Genomic DNA, 20,596 nt, shown 5'->3' with positions numbered 1-20,596 from the left:
CGACGTCGCTTGCGAATGGCTAGCCCCAGCTCACGTCATGGCGCGCCAGCACCTCGCGCACCTTCGCGACGAGCTCGGCTTCGCTGCATGAGAACTGCGCCGGGCGGCTCTCGCGCCATTCCTGGTTGGAGGCAATCGCAGCGGCCGCCTTCGCGCCTTCGATCAGATCCTTGATCTGCACCTCGCCGCGGGCCTTCTCATCAGACCCCTGGATGATCACGCAAGGCGCATTGCGGCGGTCGGCATATTTGAGCTGGTTGCCCATGTTCTTGGGATTGCCGAGATAGAGCTCGGCGCGGATGCCGGTGCCTCGCAAGGTCGCGACCATCTTCTGATAGTCTGCGACGCGGTCGCGATCGAATACTGTAACGACGACGGGCCCGAACTCGGGCCGCGTGTCGAGCTTGCCGAGCAGCGTCAGCGCGGCCTGCAGCCGCGACACTCCGATGGAGAAGCCGGTCGCCGGCACCGGCTCGCCGCGGAAGCGCGAGACCAGGCCGTCATAACGGCCGCCGCCGCCGACCGAGCCGAATCGCACTGGGCGGCCCTTCTCGTCCTTGGTGTCGAGCAGGAGTTCGACCTCATAGACGGGGCCGGTGTAGTATTCGAGGCCGCGCACGACCGACGGATCGATCTTGATGCGGTCCTCGCCATACCCCGCGGCGGTCACGAGCCTGCGGATCTCTTCTAGCTCGTCGCGCCCCTGCTGTCCGATCGCGCTTGCACCGAGGCGCGGATCGATCGGAGCATCTTTGTTCTGTTCGATGGCGGAAACGACCAGCGTGATGTCATCCTCGTTCAGCCCTGCCCCTTTGGTGAAGTCGCCGGACTCATCCTTGCGACCCGTGCCGAGCAACTGCCGGACGCCGTCAAGGCCGAGCCGGTCGAGCTTGTCGATCGCGCGCATGACGGTGAGCCACTGACCGTCATCGGCGATGCTGAGCGCATCGCGCACACCATCGAGCACCTTGCGGTTGTTCACCTTGACCACATACTGGCCACGCTTGACGCCCAGCGCCTCCATCGTATCGGCGGCCATCATGCAGATCTCGGCATCGGCCGCCGGCGTCGCGGAGCCCACCGTGTCGGCATCGAACTGCATGAACTGGCGGAAGCGGCCGGGGCCGGGCTTTTCGTTGCGGAAGACGTAGCCGGCGCGGTAGCTGCGATAGGGCTTTGGCAACGTGTCGAAATTCTCGGCGACGTAGCGGGCCAGCGGCGCGGTCAGGTCGTAGCGGAGCGAAATCCACTGCTCGTCATCGTCCTGGAACGAGAACACGCCCTCGTTCGGGCGGTCCTGGTCGGGCAGGAACTTGCCGAGCGCATCGGTGAATTCCATCGCCGGCGTCTCCACTGGCTCGAACCCGTAGAGCTCGTAGACGGCGCGGATCTTCTCGACCATCTGGCGCGTCGCCTTGATCGCGGCGGGATCGCGATCCTCGAGCCCGCGCGGCAGGCGCGCCTTCAGTTTCTGGGGTTTTTTGGGTTTCTCGGCCATGCGCGGCGTTTACCAGCCGACGCGCAAGGCGGCAACCGGAGTTCTCTTCACCTAGCCACGCTTGCGGGGGAGTTCATGGCGCCTCGACTGCCTGTGGCGTTCCCCGGATGCTGCGCAGCACGCCGCGCTTGCGGCGTGGTGCGCTGCTGATCCGGGGTCCAGACGCGGCGGGATGGGTCCCGGCTCTGCGGCACAGCGCTGAAGCGGCGCTGTACCGCGTCCGGGACACGAGAGCTTCCTACGCCGCCGCCTGCTTGCCCTTGGGCTGCACCTCCGCGGCGTAGTCCCGCATCAACTGCTCGCAGATTGCGCCCGGGGTGAATTTCCACGCCGCAATCTCGGAGACCGGAGTTATCTCGGCGGCGGAGCCGGTGATGAAGCACTCGGTGAATCCGTCGAGCTCCTCCGGCATGATGCGGCGCTCGACCACCTCGATGCCGCGGCGCTGCGCCAGTTCGATCGCGGTCGCGCGCGTGATGCCGGGCAGAAAGCAATCGGCGATCGGTGTGTGCAGCTTGCCGTCGCGGACGAAGAAGATGTTGGCGCCGGTGCATTCGGCGACCCGGCCCTCCCAGTCCAGCATCATCGCATCGGCGTAGCCCTTCCGTTCGGCCCTATGCTTGGAGATGGTGCAGATCATGTAGAGACCGCTCGCCTTGGCAAGCGCGGGGATCGTGCGCGGATCGGGCCGGCGGTACTCGGCAAGATCGATGCGGATGCCCTTCAGCCTCTCCGCGGGATCGAAATAGCTCGGCCAGGTCCAGGCGGCGATCGCCAGATGAATGGTGTTGTTCGGCGCCGAGACGCCCATCATCTCCGAGCCGCGCCAGGCGATCGGGCGCAGGTAGGCATTTGGCAGGCCGTTGCCGTCGATCACGAGCTGTTTTGCGGCATCGATCTCGGCGACCGAATAGGGAATCTCGAAATCGAGGATGCCCGCCGACGCCTTCAGCCGCTCGGAATGCGCGGTGCTCCTGAACACCCTGCCGCCATAGGCGCGCTCGCCCTCGAACACGCAGCTCGCGTAATGCAGGCCGTGGGTCAGCACATGGACATTGGCCTCCGTCCACGGCACGAGCTTGCCGTCGAACCAGATGACGCCGTCGATCTTGTCGAATGAAACTCCCATGGCTCTCTCCCGGTGCCGTTGAATTTTGCGCGCACGCGGCCGCGCGCGTCCCGGCGAGACGCGTGCCGTCCGTGCTTCAGTCAGGAAATCTCAGTCTGTCGCAGACGCGGCGGAGTAATTCCGCCGCCGGTTCAGACGACCTGTCTGATCCAGTTGTGCGGATCGTTGGTCCGGCCGTACTGGATGTCGACGAGCTGCTTGCGCAGTCCCATGGCGACCGGGCCTGCCACACCGCCACCGATCTCGAAGTCGCCACTCACCGAGCGTACCTTGCCGATCGGCGAGATCACGGCGGCGGTGCCGCAAGCGAACGCTTCCTTCAGCTTGCCGCTCGCTGCATCCTTGCGCCACTGATCGATCGAATAGAGCTCCTCGCGCACCGTCTTGCCGGCGTCCCTGGCGAGCGCGATGATCGAGTCGCGGGTGATGCCCGGCAGGATCGTGCCGAGCGGCGGCGTCGAGAGCGAGCCGTCGTCGAAGACGAAGAAGACGTTCATGCCACCGAGCTCCTCAATGTAGCGGCGCTCGATCGCGTCGAGGAAGACGACCTGATCGCACCCATGCGTGATGGCCTCAGCCTGCGCCCGCAGGCTCGCGGCGTAGTTGCCGCCGCATTTGACGGCGCCGGTGCCGCCGACCGCGGCACGCGTGTAATTCTCCGACACCCAGATCGACACCGGCGCAGGGCCGCCCTTGAAATAGGAGCCGACCGGCGAAGCGATGACCGCGAAGATGTATTCGGAGGACGGCTTCACGCCGAGGAAGGTCTCGCTCGCAATCATGAAGGGACGAAGATAGAGGCTGCCCTCGCCGCCCGGGATCCAGGCGCGGTCGATGCGCACGACCTGCTCGACCGCTTCGATGAAGACGTCTTCGGGCAACGGCGCCATCGCCATGCGCTCGGCCGAAGCCTTGAAGCGCCGCGCATTGGCGTCGGGGCGGAACAGGTTCACGCCGCCGTCGTCGCGCCTGTAGGCCTTGAGGCCTTCGAAAATCTCCTGCGCGTAGTGCAGCACGGCACCGGCGGGATCGAGCTGAAAATTGGCGCGCGCCTCGATGTGCGCATCGTGCCAACCGCCTTTGGCCTGGCTATAGCGGACGATCGCCATATGATCGGTGAAAATCCGCCCGAAGCCGGGGTCCACGAGCTTGGCCATGCGGTCCTTCTCGGAGGTCGGATTTGCGGCGGGCTGGATGTCGAATTTCATGCTCATTTCCTTGCCTCCCGCTGTCGGTATCGGCGCCATTCCGGCGCCGGCCTGTCTGTTTCGGGCCCGGCTGGCTCGATTGAATTTGAACCGGACCACCGCCAGCCTTTTTACGGCCGGTTTCCGTGGCCAGCATGCCGCGGAGGACATGCTTTTGCGGAAGGCGGAAGTCCAGTATGTTTTGCCGAAATGCCGCTCGACAATCGCACGGTAGATCTCATCCGGCCGTCGCCGTCTGTCCGGCTATCCCCGGCCGACTTGGACGAAGCCACCCGACGCGAAGCGATCTAAAATTTCGTGCGGGCTGATCGTTTTGTAACATTGAACCCAAGATACGTCAATATGCCTGACATAAATTTCGCGACATCCTCTCATGACGCCGCCGAGCCCAGGCCGGCCGCGTCCGATGGAGGCAATTTGCGCTGGGATATCATCGAGCTCCTGTTCTTCGCCTATCGCGATTTCGTCGGTGATCCCGACCAGGAGCTGGAGGCTTTCGGCTTCGGCCGGGCGCATCACCGGGTCATGCACTTCGTCTACCGCTACCCCGGCCTGAAGGTCGCCGACCTCCTGGACGTCCTGCGCATCACCAAGCAGTCGCTCGGCCGCGTGCTCAAGCAGCTCCTGGACGAGGGCTACATCGTGCAGAAGACCGGAGACAACGACCGCCGCCAGCGCCTGCTATATGCGACGCCAAAGGGCGAGGCGCTGGTGCAGAAGCTCGCCGGGCTCCAGACCACGCGGATCACCAAGGCGCTCGCCGAAATGGGCCCGCAGGATGCGGAGACCGTCAAGCGCTTCCTGCGCGCGATGATCGACCGCGACGATCCGGACAAGGTGCTCGAGACGATCTTCGCCTCGGGCAACCCTGACGCAAAGGAGTGAACGTGCCGCTCGCTGCCACTCTCGCACGTCCGCCGGCGCGCCCGGCCGACGATGCCCCGCATCTCCTCTTGGTCGACGACGACCGCCGCATCCGCGATCTCTTGTCGCGCTTTCTCGCCGGCGAAGGCTACCGCGTCACCACCGCCGCGAGCGCGTCGGACGCCCGCGCAAAGCTCATGGGACTGCATTTCGACCTGTTGATCCTCGACGTCATGATGCCCGGCGAGACTGGCTTCGACCTCGCCCGCTTCATCCGCCAGTCCTCGTCGGTGCCGATCGTGATGCTGACGGCGCGGCACGAGGCGGAAGCTCGGATCGAGGGTCTTCAGATCGGCGCCGACGACTACGTGGCAAAGCCGTTCGAGCCGCGCGAGCTCGCGCTGCGCATCATCAACATTCTCAAGCGTGCCGCACCGCCGCCGCAGGCCGCGACGGTCGAGAAGATCGCGTTCGGGCCATACGTCTTCCACCTCGATCGCGGCGAATTGCGTCAGGGCGAAGAGGTCATTCACCTGACCGACCGCGAGCGCGAGATGCTGCGGATCCTCTCGGAGACCCCCGGTGAAACCGTGCCGCGCAGCGCGCTGACCGGAAACGGCAGCGTCAACGAGCGCGCCGTCGACGTGCAGATCAATCGCCTACGGCGCAAGATCGAGACCGACCCCGCCAATCCGCTGTTCCTCCAGGCGGTGCGCGGCATCGGCTACCGGCTGGTGGCGACGCCGTAAGTCCAGAGCAGTGAAGCGCGACCGATGAGCACGATCGATACCGGGCTGACGCTGCTAAGGAGCGCCGCCGGCCGCGTCTCCGCCGCCAATGGCTGGATGGGCAACGCGTTCAAGGGCTGGATGCCGACCGGCCTCTACGCCCGCGCACTGCTCATCATGATCGTGCCGATGGTGGTGCTGCAATCGGTCGTCGCCTTCGTGTTCATGGAGCGTCACTGGAACACGGTGACGCGAAGGCTGTCCGCTGCGGTGGTGCAGGACATCGCCGCCCTGATCGACGTCTACAAGGGCTATCCGCAGGACAAGGACCGCGACCAGATCCGCCGCATCGCGCAGCAGCGCTTGGGGCTGGTGGTGGATTTCCTGCCTGCCGGCGATATGCCGCCGCCGGGACCGAAACCGTTCTTCTCGCTGCTCGACCAGACGCTCTCGGTGCAGCTCGGCCGCCAGATCGGGCGCTCGTTCTGGATCGATACCGTCGGTCGCTCCAACCTCGTCGAGATCCGCATTCAGCTCGACGACGCCGTGATGCGGGTGTTCGCACAGCGCAGCGCCGCCTATGCCTCGAACTCGGAGATCTTCCTGTTCTGGATGGTCGGCACGTCCTCGATCTTGCTGATCGTCGCGGTGCTGTTCCTGCGCAACCAGATCAGGCCGATCCTGCGCCTTGCCGACGCCGCCGAAAGTTTTGGCAAAGGCCGCGAGGCACCGAATTTCAGACCGCGCGGCGCGCGCGAGGTGCGGCGCGCCGCCGTTGCCTTCCTAGAGATGAAATCGCGCATCGAGCGCGCGATGGAGCAGCGCACCGCGATGCTGGCCGGCGTCAGCCACGACCTGCGCACGATCTTGACCCGCTTCAAGCTCGAGCTGGCGCTGATCGGCGACAGCCCCGAGCTCGAGGGCATGCGCAAGGACGTCGACGAGATGTCGATGATGCTGGAAGACTACCTTGCCTTTGCCCGCGGCGATTCCGGTGAGCAGGCGCAACCGACCGACATGGCGCAGGCGCTCGAAGAGCTGCGCAGCGACGCCGAACGCCACGGCCACACCGCGACCGTGACGTTCCACGGACTGCCGGTGGTGACGGTGAAGCCGGCCTCGTTCAAGCGCTGCCTCGCCAACCTCGTCACCAACGCGGCCCGCTACGGCAAGACCATCGCCATCGCCGGCCAGCGCGATCACCGTTACTTGACCGTCACGGTCGATGACGACGGACCGGGCATTCCACTCCATCTGCGCGAAGAGGTGTTTAAGCCGTTCCTGCGCCTGGACAATGCCCGCAACCAGGACGAAGGCGGCACGGGCCTTGGCCTTGCGATCGCCCGCGATATCGCCCGCTCCCATGGCGGCGACATTACGCTCGGCGACAGCCCGATGGGCGGCTTGCGGGCGAGCGTGCGGATACCGGTGTAGCCGTTGCCTTACCTCGCCCCGCTTGCGGGGAGAGGTCACCCCAATCCTCTCCCGTAAGAACGGGGCAAGGGAGCGCATCGCGCCGCGTGACTAGAATCCGAGGCGCGGAAACCGGATTTCGCGGCGCTCCGTCCGGATTACAACCCCTGCTACTTCGGCAGCAGGTTCTTCAGCTTGTCGGCGTCGCGCATGTTCATCTTGAAGCCGCCGGGCATTACGATGTCGCCGGGCTTCTGATCCGGCTTGCAGGCCCCGAGCCACTTGGCTTCGATCGTCATCGTGGAATCGCGCCCCGCCACGCCGGCCACACCACCTTGCGCGTGCGACGAAGTCTTCACCGTGTAGGCCGAATTGAAATCGCCTGATACCTCGGCATGCGCGGTCGTGGTCACGCCGGCGACGCTGCATTCGGAATCGCTGACATATCCGGTCGCCGTCTTCTTGATGTCCTGCTTGGAGCAGAGCTGCTTGGCCATCGGGGAGAGGTTGTTGCTCATCTCCTTGTCGACGGTCTCGTCGGTGCAGTGCTGCATGGTCATTTCCGGTATCGGCGAGCCGGCACTGACCATCTTCATCTCCCACAGGCCGGCCTTGCGCGTCGGCAGATCGTCCGCACAGGCGGCGCCTGCCGACAACACGAGGCAAACGGCCGAACCAAGCAAAGCAAGCTGCCGCGTCATGCGAGAGGCCCCCGAATCTGTCGTGGCGTGACGAGCAACGGCTCAGTAGAGCGTGCGGATCGGCCGGTCAGCGGTGCCATAGGGCACCCAGCGGCAGGCAAACGAGATGTAGCCGCCCTCATAAGCCTGCACGGCGAGGAATTTCACCACCTTGCCGTACTGCGCGCAGTGATTGACCGCGACCTGTCGCGCATCGGTCTGGGTCGCCATCGAATACGCGATGATGCCGCCGGTGTCGTTGCCCTTGAACGGCGGCACCGGCAGGATGTCGGCGCGTGCCGGCTGGCTCGCCAGCATTCCCAAGACAAGAAGGCCCGCGGCCGCAATGATTCGCATTCCCGTCACTCCATTTGGCTGGTCCCAGTTTACGGCGCCTGCGAGACGCTGAAAAGAACGGAAGGCCCGCCTGCCGCGCCGTGACCGTCAACTCGTCGGCAAGTGTTGCCGCGCTGCACTTGACCTCCTTCAGCCTTCGCGGCACCGTCCGACCTTCGCAGACCACGCCTTTTGGATTGCCCATGCGCGCCCTTTCGACCTCCCTGAAATCGCTCCGCCTTGCCGCGGGGCTCGGCCTCCTGTTCGGAGCGCTGTCGCTCGGCGAGGCCAAGGCCGCCAATCCACTGGAGCTGAACTTCTGGCTGAGCGGGCCGCGCTATGACGGCCGCGTCGCCGATTGCGACAAGGCCCTGCCGACGATCGCCACCCAGTTCTGGGAAAAAGAAAGCTCATTCTGGAATTCCCCGCTGAAGATCACCGGCTTTTCCAGCGTCCACGAGATCGCATTCCGGCCCTGGCAGTCCGACAACATTCCGCGCCGCTACTGCACCGGCGAGGCCATGCTGAACGATGGCAAGGTGCGCAGGGTGCATTTCTCGATCATCGAGGACGGCGGCTTCGCCGGTTTCGGGCAAGGTGTGGAATGGTGCGTGGTCGGGCTCGACCGCAACTGGGCTTACAACCCCGCCTGCCGCGGCGCCAAGCCCTGATTCGGATCGACGGCGCCCCGACGCGCGTGGCCTGACGAATTTTGTTCTTGAAATGTTCCTATCGCCTGCTAGGCTTCGCGCAGTCTAGTTGAGGGGCGTTGCCATGTTTCATTCCAGATTGCAGTCGTTTTCCCGCTTGATGATCTCGCTCACGTTTGCCGCCGTGCTGATGTCGCTCGCCGGCGCTGCGATGGCGCAGGACAAGCGGCAGAATGCACCCGGCGAATTCGATTTCTACGTCCTGTCGCTGTCATGGTCGCCATCCTTCTGCGAAGAGACCGCAGAGCGCGGCCGCGGCGGCGGACGCTCCCAGATGCAATGCGACGGGCGGCCCTATTCCTTCGTGGTGCATGGGCTCTGGCCGCAATATGAGAACGGCTTCCCGGAATACTGCCAACGGCCGGCGCCGCGGCTGAATCGCAGCATCGTCTCTTCGATGCTGGACCTGATGCCGGCGCCGGGCCTGATCTTCAACGAGTGGGACAAGCACGGCACCTGCTCTGGGCTCACCGACCGCAATTATTTCGAGACGATCCGGAAAGCACGCGCTGCAATCAAGATTCCGGCCGAATATCTCGACCTGTCGCAGACCAAGACCGTGGCGCCGGCCGAGGTCGAGGAAGCCTTCATCAAGGCCAATCCGGGCCTGAGCAATGCGGCCGTTTCGGTCACCTGTAACCGGACACGGCTGTCCGAGGTCCGCATCTGCCTCAGCAAGGATCTGCAATTCCGGGCCTGCGAGGAGATCGAACGCCGCGCCTGCCGCCGCGACCAGGTCACCATGCCGCCGATCCGGGGCGGTTAGGCCCCGCGTCCGTCATTGCGAGCGCAGCGAAGCAAATCCAGACTGCCACCGCGGATAGATTCTGGATTGCTTCGCTGCGCTCGCAATGACAAGGGGTTGGGACCGCGTAAGACAACGTAGCCCCGCCATGAACTACCGTCACGCCTTTCACGCCGGCAACTTTGCCGATGTCATCAAGCACATCGTGCTGGCGCGCATCCTGACCTATCTGCAGGAGAAGCCGGGCGCGTTCCGCGTCATCGACACCCATGCGGGGGCCGGCCTCTACGATCTCGAAAGCGACGAGGCACGCCGCAGCGGCGAATGGCTGACCGGCATTGCGCGGCTCATGCAGGCGCGGCTCTCGAACGAGACCGCAGTGCTGACCAAGCCCTATCTCGACATCGTCCGCGCCTTCAATCCGAAGGGCGAGCTCAAGGCCTATCCCGGCTCGCCGCTGATCGCGCGCGGCCTGCTACGTCCGCAGGACCGCCTCGTCGCCTGCGAGCTGGAGCCGAAGGCGCGCAAGGCGCTGATCGATGTGCTGCGGCGCGACGAACAGGCCCGCGTGGTCGATCTCGACGGCTGGGTGGCGCTACCTGCCTTTGTGCCGCCGAAAGAGCGGCGCGGCCTCGTGCTGATCGACCCGCCCTTCGAAGCAAAGGACGAGTTCGAGCGGCTGGGTGAGGCCTTCTCGAGCGCCTTCGCGAAATGGCCGACCGGTATCTATGTAATCTGGTATCCGGCCAAGAGCCGGCGCGCCACCGACACGCTGGCGCAAATTGTCGCGCGGGCCGCAGCCGCGGCAAAGCCGCCCGGAAAATGCCTGCGGCTCGAATTCAGCGTCGCTCCGCAGGTCGATGGTGCACTCACGACTACCGGCCTCCTGATCGTCAATCCTCCCTACATGCTGCAAGGCGAGCTCAGGACCATCTTACCGGAGCTGGAGAAGCCGCTCGGCCAAGGCGGCGCGGCGCGCTTCCGCCTCGAAGTGCCGAAGCCGTAAAGCCCCGGCATCTTTGGGAAAAAGATGCATGAATGGTAGTCAATCTGCAAAGAACCGTATTATGCTGTGTTCGTGACTGGCTTTGCGTTCCGCTTCCGCGAATGGTTGCGGCGGAGTGAAGGCCTAAGAAAGATCCGAACGGACAGAGATGTCCGTCCAAGGATGGCCAGCTCCCGGGCTTCGTGAAGCCCGGTCACGTCGTGACGTGAGTCTGCGTTGCGACGGAGGAGCATTGCGGGGGAGGAGTTTCCCGATGGCCATGACGGGAACGGTCAAGTTCTTCAACGGCGAGCGCGGCTACGGCTTCATCAAGCCGGACGACGGCGGTCGCGATGTTTTCGTTCATATCACTGCTGTGGAGCGAGCTGGTTTGAAGGACCTTGCCGAAGGACAGCGGATTACATTCGAAGTCGAACCGGACAAGAAGGGCAAGGGACCCAAGGCGGTCAACTTGGTGATCCTGTCCTAGCAAGCCTGACGAAAAAATTCCCGGCCGCAAGCGGCCGGGAGGGTTAATGTCCGGTCTTTTCTTGTTGCTATCAGAAGTGATAGTTCACGCCCGCGCGCACAACGCTGGCGCTATAGCCGTTTGACACGCCAGTAATTGCGAACTGACTCGTCGACAGATCGATGTAGAGATATTCGAGCTTTGCGCTCCAGTTCGGCGCAAGCCCGACTTCGGCGCCGACACCCGCAGTCCAGCCCGCGGTGGTGTGCGATTCGGTCAAGCCGAACGTCTGTCCCTTCAGCTCGCCGAAGGCGAGACCGGCGGTGCCGTAGAACAGCACGTTGCTGAAGGCGTAGCCGGCGCGGCCGCGCAACGTTCCGAACCAGGGATTGGAGAACTTCCACGGCGCGAAGGTGTCGTCGGCGCCGGTCGCCTGGATGTCGCCCTCGATGCCGAACACCCACGGACCGTTCTGGAAATTGTAGCCCGCCTGCACGCCGCCGACGAAGCCGGAGGGCTTGGTCGGATTGTTGCTCACCGAGCCCCATTCATAGCCGATGTTGCCGCCGAGATAGGGTCCGGCCCAGCTATAGGCATTGAGCGGTTGATTGACGGTGTAGGGCGCGCGCTGCCCGTAATTGAGATCGGCGGCCTCTGCCGAAGCTGTCCAGCCGGCTGCAACCAACGCGGCTGCGCCCACAATGAACCTCTTCATCACACTCTCCAACGCAACTGCCGCCACGCGTGCGAGGCGAGCGCCGCCGCGCTACGCCCTGCCCGATGGTTACGGAACCAAAAAGCTTTCGCGTGGGATTTATCGAGAGTTTTAAGTTAAAGGGCTGTTAAGGCCGGTTACCGCGCACTTAACAGACTTAAGGAAGCGTTACCGGGAACTGCGCGCGCCCTGTTGCGTGCCGCGGTGGCGGAACTTCAAATCGGTGCCCCCAGCGCCTAAATTTGCCCCATGGATCACGATTCCACCGATAACCCCGAGACTGCGCGCGCGCGCAAGGCTCGGCGCGGCGCGGCGCCGGGTGCCCCGACCGAGGAACTGGTGCCCCCGGACGTCGACCCCGCCGCGGCAAGCGGCGAGGACGAAGACGACGCGCGGCTGCCGGACATGCTGGAAGAGAGCGGCGCGATCGGCGAAGGCCCGCTCGCGACAGGCCATGAGGCGATCGAGCGCGCCGTCCGGCTCGCCCCTACCTCGGCCGGCGTCTATCGCATGCTGAATGCGAACGCCGACGTGCTCTATGTCGGCAAGGCCAAGAACGTCAAAAAGCGCCTGTCCAACTACGCCCGCGTGGGCGCGCCGCAGCCGGCGCGGATCCTGCGCATGATCGCAGCCACGGTCACCGTCGAGATCGTCTCGACCAACACCGAAACGGAAGCGCTGCTGCTCGAGGCCAACCTCATCAAGCAGCTCCGGCCGCGCTTCAACGTGCAGCTTCGCGACGACAAGTCGTTTCCCTACATCCTGATCACCGGCGACCATTGGGCGCCGCAGATCCTGAAGCACCGGGGCGCGCAGACCCGACCGGGGCGGTACTTCGGGCCATTCGCCTCCGCCGGCGCCGTCAACCGCACCATCACCGCCTTGCAGCGCGCGTTCCTGATCCGCTCCTGCACCGATTCGTTTTTCGAGAGCCGCAGCCGGCCCTGCCTGCTCTACCAGATCCGCCGCTGCGCCGGCCCCTGCACCCGCGAGATCGACTTTACGGGCTATACGACCCTGGTGCGCGAGGCGACCGACTTCCTGTCCGGCAAGAGCCAAGCGGTGAAGCAGGAGCTCGCCGCCGAGATGGAGAAGGCGTCCGGCGAGCTCGAATTCGAGCGCGCCGCGCTCTACCGCGACCGCCTCGCTGCACTCTCCGCGATCCAGTCGCAGCAGGGCATCAATCCGCGCACGGTGGAGGAAGCCGACGTGTTCGCCATCCACCAGGAAGGCGGCTTCTCCTGCGTCGAGGTGTTCTTCTTCCGCACCGGGCAGAACTGGGGCAACCGCGCCTATTTTCCGCGCGCGGAGAAGACCTTCACGCCGGAGGAAGTGCTCGGCTCCTTCCTTGCGCAGTTCTACGACGACAAACCGCCGCCGAAGCTTATCCTGCTCTCGCATGAGATCGAGGAGAGCGAGCTGCTTGCGAATGCGCTGTCGATCAAGGCCGGCCACAAGGTCGAGGTCACCGCGCCCAAGCGCGGCGAGAAGAAGGAGCTCGTCAGCCACGCGCTGACCAATGCGCGCGAGGCGCTGGGGCGCAAGCTCGCCGATACCGCGACGCAGAGCCGACTGCTCGAGGCGATGGCGGGAACGCTGAGCCTGCCGCATCCGCCAAAGCGGATCGAGGTCTACGACAACAGCCACATCCAGGGTACCAATGCGGTCGGCGCGATGATCGTCGCCGGCCCCGACGGCTTCGTGAAGAACCAGTACCGCAAGTTCAACATCAAGTCCGAGGGCCTCACGCCCGGCGACGACTACGCCATGATGCGCGAGGTGCTGCAGCGCCGGTTCAAACGCCTGCTCAGCCCGCCGGAAGAGAGTGCGGCCAAGGCCAAGGACGACGACTTCCCGCAATGGCCGGACCTCGTCATCATCGACGGCGGCCGTGGCCAGCTCAACGCCGTGCGCGAGATCTTCGAGAGTCTCGGTCTCACCCAGGTCTCGCTGATGTCGGTCGCCAAGGGCCCGGACCGGGATGCCGGCCGCGAGACCCTGTTCATGCCGGACCGCGAGGCGATCAAGCTCGAGCCGCGCGATCCCGTGCTCTATTTCATCCAGCGCCTGCGAGACGAGGCCCACCGCTTCGTCATCGGCTCGCACCGCAAGCTGCGCAAGAAGGACATCCGTGAGGCCGGTTTGCAGGAGATCCCGGGCATCGGCCCGTCACGCAAACGTGCCTTGTTGCATCATTTCGGAACGTTGAAGGAGATCGAGCGGGCCTCGATCGCCGATCTCGGCAAGGTTCCGGGGGTGAGCGCCGAGAGCGCACGCAGGATTTTCGAGTATTTCCATCCCCAACCGGGGTGAACTAAAGGGGATCGTAGTCATATGGTCGTCGTGTCCCCGTCCCATTTGGGGGCGGACGGTTGACCTTCATGCCACAGCGGTATTGGTAGAGCGGATGAACATCGCCACGACACGAGGGGCCGCCAAGAGCTCGATGTCCCTCCCGAACATCCTGACCTACGCCCGGATCGCCGCGGTCCCGGTCGTCGTCGGGTGCATCTATGCCCAGTCGATCATGGACCAGCCGCTCTGGTTGCGCTGGGTGGCGGTCGCCATCTTCATCGCGGCAGGCGTGACCGATTACCTCGACGGCTATTACGCCCGCATCTGGAATCAGCAATCGGCGTTCGGGCGGATGCTCGACCCGATCGCCGACAAGCTCCTGGTCTCCTCGTGCCTCTTGATGCTGGCCGCCGACGGCATCATCCATGGCTGGTCGCTATGGGCCGCCATCGTCATCCTGTGCCGCGAGATCCTGGTGTCGGGCCTGCGCGAATATCTGGCGGCACTGCGGGTCAGCGTGCCCGTGACCAAGCTTGCCAAGTGGAAGACCACGATCCAGCTCGTCGCGATCGGCTTCCTGCTCGCGGGCGAAGCCGGCGACCAGGTGGTGCCGGTGGTCACGCAGATCGGCCTCTTGCTGTTGTGGATCTCGGCGATCTTCACGATCTACACCGGTTACGATTATTTCCGCGCCGGCATCCATCACCTCATCAGGGAGGATGAGGGATGAAGCTGAAATACTTCGCCTGGGTGCGCGAGCGGATCGGCAAGGCCGAGGAAACCGTCGAGCCGCCAGCGAGCGTACGCACCGTAGAGGAGCTGATCGCCTGGCTGTCCGGCCGGAGCGAGGCCCATGCCTATGCCTTCGAGAAGCCGAAGGTGATCCGCGCCGCGATCGACCACGCCCATGTCAGGCCGGACGCCACGATCGCGGGCGCACGCGAGATCGCATTCTTTCCGCCGATGACCGGCGGCTAGCGGCATCGGTATGACCGGCCCCGTCACCATCCGCATCCAAGAGGACGATTTCGACGTCGCGCGCGAGATCGCGGGCCTGACGAAGGGCCGCACCGACGTCGGCGCGGTCGTGAGCTTCTCCGGCATCTGCCGCGGCGACGAGGACAGCGCGAAGATTTCGGCGCTCACGCTCGAGCACTATCCGGGCATGGCGGAGGAAGAGATCCGGCGCCATGTCGACGAGGCGACCTCGCGCTGGCCATTGAACGGCGTCACGATCATCCATCGCGTCGGCCGGATCACGCCCGGCGAAAACATCGTACTGGTGGTGACGGCCTCGCAGCACCGCCAGGCGGCGTTCCAGGCGGCAGAGTTTCTGATGGACTACCTCAAGACCAGCGCCCCGTTCTGGAAGAAGGAAGAGAGCGGCAGCGGCACCGGCTGGGTCGAGGCCCACGCCCGTGACGACGCGGCCGCCGCACGCTGGACCAAATCCTAATGGCAAGAACATCGAAGAAGACACCGCGCGGCCGCGCCATCCCAAAACTTGCGAAAGTCGGAGCCGGCGAGCTCGTCACGCTGCTCGATTACGTGCGCTATGGGGTGAGCCGTTTCGTCGAGGCCAAGCTCGCCTTCGCGCATGGCACCACCGATCCCGTGGCGGAGGCCGCCTTCCTGGTCAGCGAGGCGCTTCACCTCCGCCCCGACCAGTTCGAAGTCTTTGCCAATGCCAGGGTCACCGCGGCGGAGGGCAAGATCATCCTCGACCTCATCAACAAGCGCGTCACCACCCGCAAGCCGGCCGCCTATCTCGTCAACAAGATCTACATGCGCGGCCTGCCCTTCTATGTCGACGAACGCGTGATCGTTCCGCGCTCGTTCATTGGCGAACTGCTGGAGTCGCATTTCGGCGGCGACGGCGAAGCCGGCTCCCTCCTCGACGATCCCTCGGCCGTCGGACGGGTGCTCGACCTCTGCACCGGCTCGGGATGCCTTGCGATCCTCGCTGCGCATCATTTCCCGAACGCCGTGATCGATGCCGTCGACATCTCCAAAGGCGCGCTCGAGGTTGCCGCGCGCAATGTCAGAGAGCACGGGCTCGAGCATCGCGTCACGCTTCATCGCGGCGATCTTTTCACGCCCCTTGGCGACGACAGCTACGACCTGATCATCTCCAATCCGCCCTATGTCGACGCGGAAGGCATGGCCGCGCTGCCGCCGGAGTGTCGGGCCGAGCCGAAGCTCGCCTTCGACGGCGGGTTCGACGGTCTCGACGTGGTGCGTCGAATCCTGCGCGATGCGCCCAAACACCTTGCGCCGCAAGGCGGCCTGCTTTGCGAGATCGGACGCGGCCGCGAGTTGCTCGACGAAGCCTTCCCGGAACTGCCGCTGCTCTGGCTCGATACCGAGGAGTCCGAGGGCGAGGTGTTCTGGATCGCCGCCGCCGACCTCGGCTGATCCCCGGCAGCGCACGCCCGCGCAGCATCGGAACAAGTCAAACACCGCCACGTTCATCCCCGAAAGAACGTCTCGGCTGCCGGAGGATGTCCGTATGCTTGCGCCGTCGGGCGAATTGCTGCGCACGGGGTTGACGCTCAAGGCCAACCACCTCAAGCGCGCGACCCAATCCTACCTGCGCGACCGCGCCAACCAGACGACCGGCCGGATGACCTCGTACGCGATCGCCGCCGGATTGTTCGCGGTCGCGGGCCTGCTCGTCGTCGCGGCCTGTTTCGTCGGCTTGATGGCCCTGTTCCGCTGGATCGAGCTCTATTACGGGCAATTCTGGGCCTTCGGCGCGGTCGGCGCGGTCCTGCTGGCGGTCGCGGCGATCTGCGCCGGCATGGCCATGATCCAGATGCGCCGTCCCGCCAAATCCGTCGTGCCTCTCGCGAGCCGATTGCGGGTGGCGGTCACCACGCCCCGGATCCCCCGTGGGACGGTAACGCAGGCCGTCAAGGAGGTCGCGACCACGATACCTCTGGTGCCGCTCGCACCGGGCGAGAGGCAAAGAGGTCAACCCTCGCCTTTCGGCAGCAACCGCTCGGTGCAACTTGGCTTGATGCTCGCAGCCATCGGGCTGTTGGGCATGACGGCGGCGCGTCGCAGGCGCTACAGCCGCCGACCGGATGCATGATGCTGGCCCGGCGCTCCGAGCAGCTCGATAGCTGGCTTCTGGTCGCGGCCACCACCATCCTGGTCCTGACCGCCGAGCGCTACCTCAAGGCGTCCGGCTTCATGCAATCGGAGCCTGTGCCGGATCGCCGCAACAGCGAGACAAGTTCGCCCGAGACGAACGCCGCGCGCGCAGCCGCGCAGACGGGCCGCGGCCGCCGGTCCAAAAGCCCGTTCGCGATCCGCTGGGCGGGGTGGAAGGATATCGGCTGGCGCACCTATCAGCGCATCAGTGACGATCGCCTGCTCGCGACCGCCGGAGGCGTCGTCTTCTTCGGGCTGCTCGCGATCTTTCCCGCCGTGACCGCGCTCGTGTCGTCATACGGCCTGTTTGCCGACCCCTCGACGATCAGCGCCAATCTGCAGACGCTGGCGACGATGCTGCCCGAGGGCTCGTTCCAGATCGTCGAGGATCAAGTCGCGCGCGTGGTCTCGAAAGGCAACACGGCGCTCGGCGCCACCTTCCTGTTCGGCCTCGTGCTGGCGATCTGGAGCGCCAACGCCGGTGTCAAGTCAATCTTTGACGCCCTCAATGTCGCCTATGAGGAGCGCGAGAAGCGCAGCTTCATACGGCTCAATCTGGTGTCCCTTGCCTTCACGGTCGGAAGCATCATGGCACTCCTGGTGATGGTGGGCGCGGTGGTCGCCTTCCCGCTCGCGCTCAATCATCTGGGCCTCGCCCCCGAGAGCAAGCTGATCGTTGCGCTCGCGCGGTGGCCGCTATTGTTCGTCATTCTGCTGATCGCACTTGCCGTCCTCTACCGCTTCGCCCCCAGCCGGGACCCGCCACGCTGGCAATGGCTGAGCATCGGCGCAGTGATGGCCGCCGTGCTCTGGATCGCCGGCTCGGCGCTGCTGTCCTGGTATCTGTCGGAATTCGTCAACTACAGTGCCACCTACGGCTCGCTCGGTGCAGCGATCGGCTTGATGATGTGGATGTGGGTGTCCGCCATCGTCATCATGTTCGGGGCTGAGCTGAACTCGGAAATCGAACGGCAGACGCGGCGGACCACCGGGCAGCCCAAGCCTCTCGGCAGCAGCGAAGCGGTATCGGCCGATACGGTCGGGGCCGCCGCACCATCCTAGTTCGATGGTCAGACCGAACATGATGACGATCTGACCACCGCCGCGCTCAGTTCAGCGCTTACTGATCACCGCCTCCAGATATTCGCTGTGCACGACCACCGTGCCGTCGTCGGCGTGGTTGAACTCGCCGAGCAGGCTCAACAGATCGCGCCGCAGCGCGGCCTGGCCGGTCTCATCGAGCGCGGCGAAGGCTTTGAGCATCGGGCCATAGAACGACTTGAATATCTCGAGCCAGTGCATGGGCGAGCGATAGCGGAACACGAACATCCTGGGCTCGGCGGCGATCTCGGACGCCTGGCTGCCGAACATCTCGTCGAGCCGCGCCGCGGTGCCCCATAGGGCGGGCGACTTCACGCCGGCCGGCGGCGGCAGGTGCTTGCCGATCGTCTTGAAGAGCTGTCCGATGAAGCCCTGCGGCGTCCAGTTGGCGAGTCCGATCTTGCCGCCGGGTTTGCAGACCCGCGCGAGTTCGGACGCCGCCTTGTCCTGGTCCGGCGTGAACATGACGCCGAATGTCGAGACCACCACATCGAAGCTCGCATCGGCAAACGGCAGCGCTTCGGCGTCCGCCTCGCGGAATTCGACCATCAGATGCTCCGCCGCGGCCCGTTCACGGCCGCGCCTGAGCAGCGACGGCACGTAATCTGTGGATGTGACCTCGCACCAGCGCCGCGCCGCGGCCAGCGTGGCATTGCCGTTGCCAGCGGCGACGTCGAGCACTCTGCTACCGGCGCGCAGGTCGAGCGCCTCGCAGAGCTGCTCGCCGACGATCTGCAAGGTCGTGCCGACAATGGCATAATCGCCGGACGACCAGGCGCCGTGCTGACGCTGCTTGACGGCGGCAAGGTCGGGTTGGGTTTCGATCTTGTTGCTGAGCGCTGCGGATGTCGACATGGCCATCTCCTGTGGTTGAGAGTGCCGGGACGATAGGGCGCACGCGATCGGCTGGCCTTGAGAGGCTCGTTATTTTACCCTGAGAGCCGCTTTATTTCCGAGCGGGAGCCGAGGCGAAGGTGGCGTTCCGGTTCGAGGACTTCGTACTTGACCCCGCGCGCCGCGAACTGCGGCGGGCGGACACGCTGATTGCGCTCGAGCCCCAGGTGTTCGATCTCCTGATCTATCTGGTCCGCAACCGCGAGCGTGTGGTGACGCGGGACAATCTGCTCGATGCGGTCTGGAACGGCCGCGTCGTCTCGGATTCCACGCTGACGAGCCGGATCAACGCGGCGCGGCGCGCGGTGAATGATTCCGGCGAGGAGCAGCGGCTGATCCGCACCGTGGCGCGCAAGGGCGTACGCTTCGTCGGCGAGGTGCGTGAAGCCGCCATCGCCGGCAGTCCCGCCATCCCGATACAGCCGGTCGAGGCGGCTCCGGCCGGCCTGCCGCTGCCCGATCGCCCTGCGATCGCGGTGCTGCCCTTCACCAACATGAGCGGCGAGGCCGAGCAGGACTATTTCTCCGACGGCATCAGCGAGGACATCATCACGGCGCTGTCGAAGTTGCGCTGGTTCTTCGTTATCGCGCGCAACTCCTCCTTCATCTATAAGGGCCGCACCGTTCATCTGCGGCAGATCGCCAAGGAACTCGGCGTGCGTTACGTCGTCGAAGGCAGCGTCCGCAAGGGCGGCGGCCGCGTCCGCATCACGGCCCAGCTCAACGACGTCGCCAGCGGCAGTCATCTCTGGGCCGAACGCTACGATCGCGAGCTTGCCGATGTGTTCGCCGTGCAGGACGAGATCACGGAGGCGATCGTCGCCGCGATCGAGCCGCAGCTCTATGCCGCCGAAAGCTTCCGCGCCCAGCGCAAGCCGACCGACAGCATGGACGCCTGGGATCTGTTGATGCGGGCGCTGTCGCATTACTGGCGGGTGACGCGACAGGATCATGTGGTCGCGCAGGCGCTGCTCGAAAAGGCCATCGCGCTCGACCCGAATTACGGCAAGGCACTCGGGCTGCTCGGCACCAGCTACATGTTCACGGCCCATATGGGCTGGATGGAGATGGCATCGGCAATGTCGGCCGCCGAACGCGCCGCGCGTGCCGCGATCCACGCCGACGACGAGGACGCCTGGGCGCACAACGCGCTCGGCCACGTCCATCTGTTCGCGCGGCGGTTCGACGACTGCCTCGCCGAATTCGAGACCGCGCTGCGGCTCAATCCGAACTTCGCGCTGGCGCAGGGCTATTACGGGCTGGCCCTCAGCTATTGCGGCCGCTGGCAGGACGCCGACACCGCTGCGCGCCGCGCGATCCGCCTCAGCCCACGCGACCCCTATGCGCCGGTCTATTTCGGCATCAAAGCCTATGCCCGCTTCCTCGGCGCCGACTACGAGGAGGCGATCCGGCTGGCGCAGGAGTCCTTACGCCAGCGCGGCGACTTCGTCGGCGCGCACAGGGTACTGACCTCCGCCGCCGGCATGGCGGGACATACCGAGATCGCCCGTGCGGCACTGCTGGAACTCCGCCGCGCCCAGCCGAATGTCTCACTCGCCTGGATCGCCGAGTTCATGCCGATCAAGCTCGCCCCGGATCGCGAGCGTTACCTGGAAGGCTTCCGCCGTGCCGGCCTGACGTGAGCCGCAACGAGGCCGCTATCCCCTCGA

At 65.2% G+C, this 20,596-nt stretch carries 23 protein-coding genes; 16 read left to right on the top strand and 7 right to left on the bottom strand.

The window, feature by feature from the left end; all coding sequences use genetic code 11:
• Positions 1-19: 19 nt before the first annotated feature.
• From hisS to MTX21_RS31295, 3 genes are all read right to left on the bottom strand, one after another.
• On the bottom strand, positions 20-1,498 hold the full coding sequence (gene hisS / locus MTX21_RS31305) for a histidine--tRNA ligase (RefSeq protein ID WP_280968454.1): 1,479 nt from the start codon (positions 1,496-1,498) through the stop codon (positions 20-22).
• 238 nt (positions 1,499-1,736) lie between these two features.
• Entirely contained in the window at positions 1,737-2,627 is an 891-nt protein-coding gene (locus MTX21_RS31300; protein WP_280968453.1) for a branched-chain amino acid aminotransferase, read from the bottom strand.
• Between the two features lie 131 nt (positions 2,628-2,758).
• Complete coding sequence (locus MTX21_RS31295) at positions 2,759-3,841, bottom strand: branched-chain amino acid aminotransferase (RefSeq protein ID WP_280968452.1); 1,083 nt, start codon at positions 3,839-3,841, stop codon at positions 2,759-2,761.
• Between MTX21_RS31295 and MTX21_RS31290 the strand changes: the two genes are divergently transcribed.
• The 4 genes from MTX21_RS31290 to MTX21_RS31275 all read left to right on the top strand — a co-directional run bounded on the left by MTX21_RS31290 (position 3,822) and on the right by MTX21_RS31275 (position 6,861).
• Positions 3,822-4,049 (top strand): hypothetical protein, encoded by a 228-nt coding sequence (locus MTX21_RS31290; RefSeq protein WP_280971190.1) that lies wholly within the window; start codon positions 3,822-3,824, stop codon positions 4,047-4,049. The genes MTX21_RS31295 and MTX21_RS31290 overlap by 20 nt on opposite strands.
• Positions 4,050-4,177: 128 nt before the next feature.
• Positions 4,178-4,720, top strand: a complete 543-nt coding sequence (locus tag MTX21_RS31285) for a MarR family transcriptional regulator (protein ID WP_280968451.1) — start codon at positions 4,178-4,180, stop codon at positions 4,718-4,720.
• Positions 4,717-5,448 (top strand): response regulator transcription factor, encoded by a 732-nt coding sequence (locus tag MTX21_RS31280; RefSeq protein ID WP_280968450.1) that lies wholly within the window; start codon positions 4,717-4,719, stop codon positions 5,446-5,448. Before MTX21_RS31285 ends, MTX21_RS31280 begins: the two co-directional genes overlap by 4 nt.
• Positions 5,449-5,472: 24 nt before the next feature.
• Positions 5,473-6,861 (top strand): ATP-binding protein, encoded by a 1,389-nt coding sequence (locus tag MTX21_RS31275; RefSeq protein WP_280968449.1) that lies wholly within the window; start codon positions 5,473-5,475, stop codon positions 6,859-6,861.
• 149 nt (positions 6,862-7,010) lie between these two features.
• On the opposite strand, the gene MTX21_RS31270 is transcribed toward MTX21_RS31275, so the two are convergent.
• Both MTX21_RS31270 and MTX21_RS31265 read right to left on the bottom strand, forming a co-directional pair.
• The gene (locus MTX21_RS31270; protein WP_280968448.1) at positions 7,011-7,541 is read right to left on the bottom strand and encodes a DUF3617 family protein; all 531 of its coding nucleotides are present in this window, start codon (positions 7,539-7,541) and stop codon (positions 7,011-7,013) included.
• A 42-nt stretch (positions 7,542-7,583) separates the two neighbouring features.
• A complete protein-coding gene (locus MTX21_RS31265; protein ID WP_280968447.1) occupies positions 7,584-7,877 on the bottom strand; it encodes a hypothetical protein in 294 nt (97 codons plus the stop codon).
• 182 nt (positions 7,878-8,059) lie between these two features.
• Between MTX21_RS31265 and MTX21_RS31260 the strand changes: the two genes are divergently transcribed.
• The 4 genes from MTX21_RS31260 to MTX21_RS31245 all read left to right on the top strand — a co-directional run bounded on the left by MTX21_RS31260 (position 8,060) and on the right by MTX21_RS31245 (position 10,786).
• A complete protein-coding gene (locus tag MTX21_RS31260; RefSeq protein WP_280968446.1) occupies positions 8,060-8,527 on the top strand; it encodes a hypothetical protein in 468 nt (155 codons plus the stop codon).
• Between the two features lie 103 nt (positions 8,528-8,630).
• Positions 8,631-9,332: a ribonuclease T2 gene (locus tag MTX21_RS31255; RefSeq protein WP_280968445.1), complete on the top strand. Its 702-nt coding sequence runs from the start codon at positions 8,631-8,633 to the stop codon at positions 9,330-9,332.
• A gap of 127 nt (positions 9,333-9,459) precedes the next feature.
• A complete protein-coding gene (gene rlmJ / locus MTX21_RS31250; RefSeq protein ID WP_280968444.1) occupies positions 9,460-10,317 on the top strand; it encodes a 23S rRNA (adenine(2030)-N(6))-methyltransferase RlmJ in 858 nt (285 codons plus the stop codon).
• A gap of 253 nt (positions 10,318-10,570) precedes the next feature.
• A complete protein-coding gene (locus tag MTX21_RS31245) occupies positions 10,571-10,786 on the top strand; it encodes a cold-shock protein (RefSeq protein ID WP_008544396.1) in 216 nt (71 codons plus the stop codon).
• A 70-nt stretch (positions 10,787-10,856) separates the two neighbouring features.
• On the opposite strand, the gene MTX21_RS31240 is transcribed toward MTX21_RS31245, so the two are convergent.
• Positions 10,857-11,480: an outer membrane protein gene (locus MTX21_RS31240; RefSeq protein ID WP_280968443.1), complete on the bottom strand. Its 624-nt coding sequence runs from the start codon at positions 11,478-11,480 to the stop codon at positions 10,857-10,859.
• 249 nt (positions 11,481-11,729) lie between these two features.
• On the opposite strand from MTX21_RS31240, the gene uvrC reads away from it, so the two are divergent.
• The 7 genes from uvrC (at position 11,730) to MTX21_RS31205 (ending at position 17,993) form a co-directional block, all read left to right on the top strand.
• A complete protein-coding gene (gene uvrC, locus MTX21_RS31235; protein ID WP_280968442.1) occupies positions 11,730-13,793 on the top strand; it encodes an excinuclease ABC subunit UvrC in 2,064 nt (687 codons plus the stop codon).
• Positions 13,794-13,887: 94 nt separating this feature from the next.
• On the top strand, positions 13,888-14,505 hold the full coding sequence (gene pgsA / locus MTX21_RS31230) for a CDP-diacylglycerol--glycerol-3-phosphate 3-phosphatidyltransferase (protein ID WP_280968441.1): 618 nt from the start codon (positions 13,888-13,890) through the stop codon (positions 14,503-14,505).
• On the top strand, positions 14,502-14,753 hold the full coding sequence (gene moaD, locus MTX21_RS31225) for a molybdopterin converting factor subunit 1 (RefSeq protein ID WP_280968440.1): 252 nt from the start codon (positions 14,502-14,504) through the stop codon (positions 14,751-14,753). Before pgsA ends, moaD begins: the two co-directional genes overlap by 4 nt.
• Before the next feature lie 10 nt (positions 14,754-14,763).
• Complete coding sequence (locus MTX21_RS31220) at positions 14,764-15,231, top strand: molybdenum cofactor biosynthesis protein MoaE (protein WP_280968439.1); 468 nt, start codon at positions 14,764-14,766, stop codon at positions 15,229-15,231.
• Positions 15,231-16,190 carry a 50S ribosomal protein L3 N(5)-glutamine methyltransferase gene (prmB, locus tag MTX21_RS31215; protein WP_280968438.1) on the top strand — a complete coding sequence of 320 codons (960 nt, stop codon included), beginning with the start codon at positions 15,231-15,233 and terminating at the stop codon, positions 16,188-16,190. The genes MTX21_RS31220 and prmB overlap by 1 nt, the downstream gene beginning before the upstream one ends.
• 94 nt (positions 16,191-16,284) lie before the next feature.
• Positions 16,285-16,869 (top strand): phage holin family protein, encoded by a 585-nt coding sequence (locus MTX21_RS31210; protein ID WP_280968437.1) that lies wholly within the window; start codon positions 16,285-16,287, stop codon positions 16,867-16,869.
• Positions 16,869-17,993: a YihY/virulence factor BrkB family protein gene (locus tag MTX21_RS31205; RefSeq protein ID WP_280968436.1), complete on the top strand. Its 1,125-nt coding sequence runs from the start codon at positions 16,869-16,871 to the stop codon at positions 17,991-17,993. The genes MTX21_RS31210 and MTX21_RS31205 overlap by 1 nt, the downstream gene beginning before the upstream one ends.
• A gap of 51 nt (positions 17,994-18,044) precedes the next feature.
• Here MTX21_RS31205 and MTX21_RS31200 read toward each other — a convergent pair whose 3' ends face one another.
• A complete protein-coding gene (locus MTX21_RS31200) occupies positions 18,045-18,887 on the bottom strand; it encodes a class I SAM-dependent methyltransferase (RefSeq protein ID WP_280968435.1) in 843 nt (280 codons plus the stop codon).
• Between the two features lie 119 nt (positions 18,888-19,006).
• Here MTX21_RS31200 and MTX21_RS31195 point away from each other — a divergent pair, with 119 nt between their 5' ends.
• Entirely contained in the window at positions 19,007-20,569 is a 1,563-nt protein-coding gene (locus MTX21_RS31195; RefSeq protein ID WP_280968434.1) for a winged helix-turn-helix domain-containing protein, read from the top strand.
• The last annotated feature ends 27 nt before the right edge of the window (positions 20,570-20,596 follow it).

Source organism: Bradyrhizobium sp. ISRA430, from assembly GCF_029909975.1.
Classification (GTDB): domain Bacteria; phylum Pseudomonadota; class Alphaproteobacteria; order Rhizobiales; family Xanthobacteraceae; genus Bradyrhizobium.
This window is presented reverse-complemented; position numbering and strand designations above follow the sequence as displayed.

Excerpts from the sequence above, each read along its gene's own strand:
- hisS (WP_280968454.1), bottom strand. The coding sequence starts at position 1,498 with ATGGCCGAGAAACCCAAAAAACCCCAGAAACTGAAGGCGCGCCTGCCG.
- MTX21_RS31300 (WP_280968453.1), bottom strand. The coding sequence starts at position 2,627 with ATGGGAGTTTCATTCGACAAGATCGACGGCGTCATCTGGTTCGACGGC.
- MTX21_RS31290 (WP_280971190.1), top strand. The coding sequence starts at position 3,822 with ATGTCGAATTTCATGCTCATTTCCTTGCCTCCCGCTGTCGGTATCGGC.
- MTX21_RS31295 (WP_280968452.1), bottom strand. The coding sequence starts at position 3,841 with ATGAGCATGAAATTCGACATCCAGCCCGCCGCAAATCCGACCTCCGAG.
- MTX21_RS31285 (WP_280968451.1), top strand. The coding sequence starts at position 4,178 with ATGCCTGACATAAATTTCGCGACATCCTCTCATGACGCCGCCGAGCCC.
- MTX21_RS31275 (WP_280968449.1), top strand. The coding sequence starts at position 5,473 with ATGAGCACGATCGATACCGGGCTGACGCTGCTAAGGAGCGCCGCCGGC.
- MTX21_RS31270 (WP_280968448.1), bottom strand. The coding sequence starts at position 7,541 with ATGACGCGGCAGCTTGCTTTGCTTGGTTCGGCCGTTTGCCTCGTGTTG.
- MTX21_RS31265 (WP_280968447.1), bottom strand. The coding sequence starts at position 7,877 with ATGCGAATCATTGCGGCCGCGGGCCTTCTTGTCTTGGGAATGCTGGCG.
- MTX21_RS31260 (WP_280968446.1), top strand. The coding sequence starts at position 8,060 with ATGCGCGCCCTTTCGACCTCCCTGAAATCGCTCCGCCTTGCCGCGGGG.
- MTX21_RS31255 (WP_280968445.1), top strand. The coding sequence starts at position 8,631 with ATGTTTCATTCCAGATTGCAGTCGTTTTCCCGCTTGATGATCTCGCTC.
- rlmJ (WP_280968444.1), top strand. The coding sequence starts at position 9,460 with ATGAACTACCGTCACGCCTTTCACGCCGGCAACTTTGCCGATGTCATC.
- MTX21_RS31245 (WP_008544396.1), top strand. The coding sequence starts at position 10,571 with ATGGCCATGACGGGAACGGTCAAGTTCTTCAACGGCGAGCGCGGCTAC.
- MTX21_RS31240 (WP_280968443.1), bottom strand. The coding sequence starts at position 11,480 with ATGAAGAGGTTCATTGTGGGCGCAGCCGCGTTGGTTGCAGCCGGCTGG.
- uvrC (WP_280968442.1), top strand. The coding sequence starts at position 11,730 with ATGGATCACGATTCCACCGATAACCCCGAGACTGCGCGCGCGCGCAAG.
- pgsA (WP_280968441.1), top strand. The coding sequence starts at position 13,888 with ATGAACATCGCCACGACACGAGGGGCCGCCAAGAGCTCGATGTCCCTC.
- moaD (WP_280968440.1), top strand. The coding sequence starts at position 14,502 with ATGAAGCTGAAATACTTCGCCTGGGTGCGCGAGCGGATCGGCAAGGCC.
- MTX21_RS31220 (WP_280968439.1), top strand. The coding sequence starts at position 14,764 with ATGACCGGCCCCGTCACCATCCGCATCCAAGAGGACGATTTCGACGTC.
- prmB (WP_280968438.1), top strand. The coding sequence starts at position 15,231 with ATGGCAAGAACATCGAAGAAGACACCGCGCGGCCGCGCCATCCCAAAA.
- MTX21_RS31210 (WP_280968437.1), top strand. The coding sequence starts at position 16,285 with ATGCTTGCGCCGTCGGGCGAATTGCTGCGCACGGGGTTGACGCTCAAG.
- MTX21_RS31205 (WP_280968436.1), top strand. The coding sequence starts at position 16,869 with ATGCTGGCCCGGCGCTCCGAGCAGCTCGATAGCTGGCTTCTGGTCGCG.
- MTX21_RS31200 (WP_280968435.1), bottom strand. The coding sequence starts at position 18,887 with ATGTCGACATCCGCAGCGCTCAGCAACAAGATCGAAACCCAACCCGAC.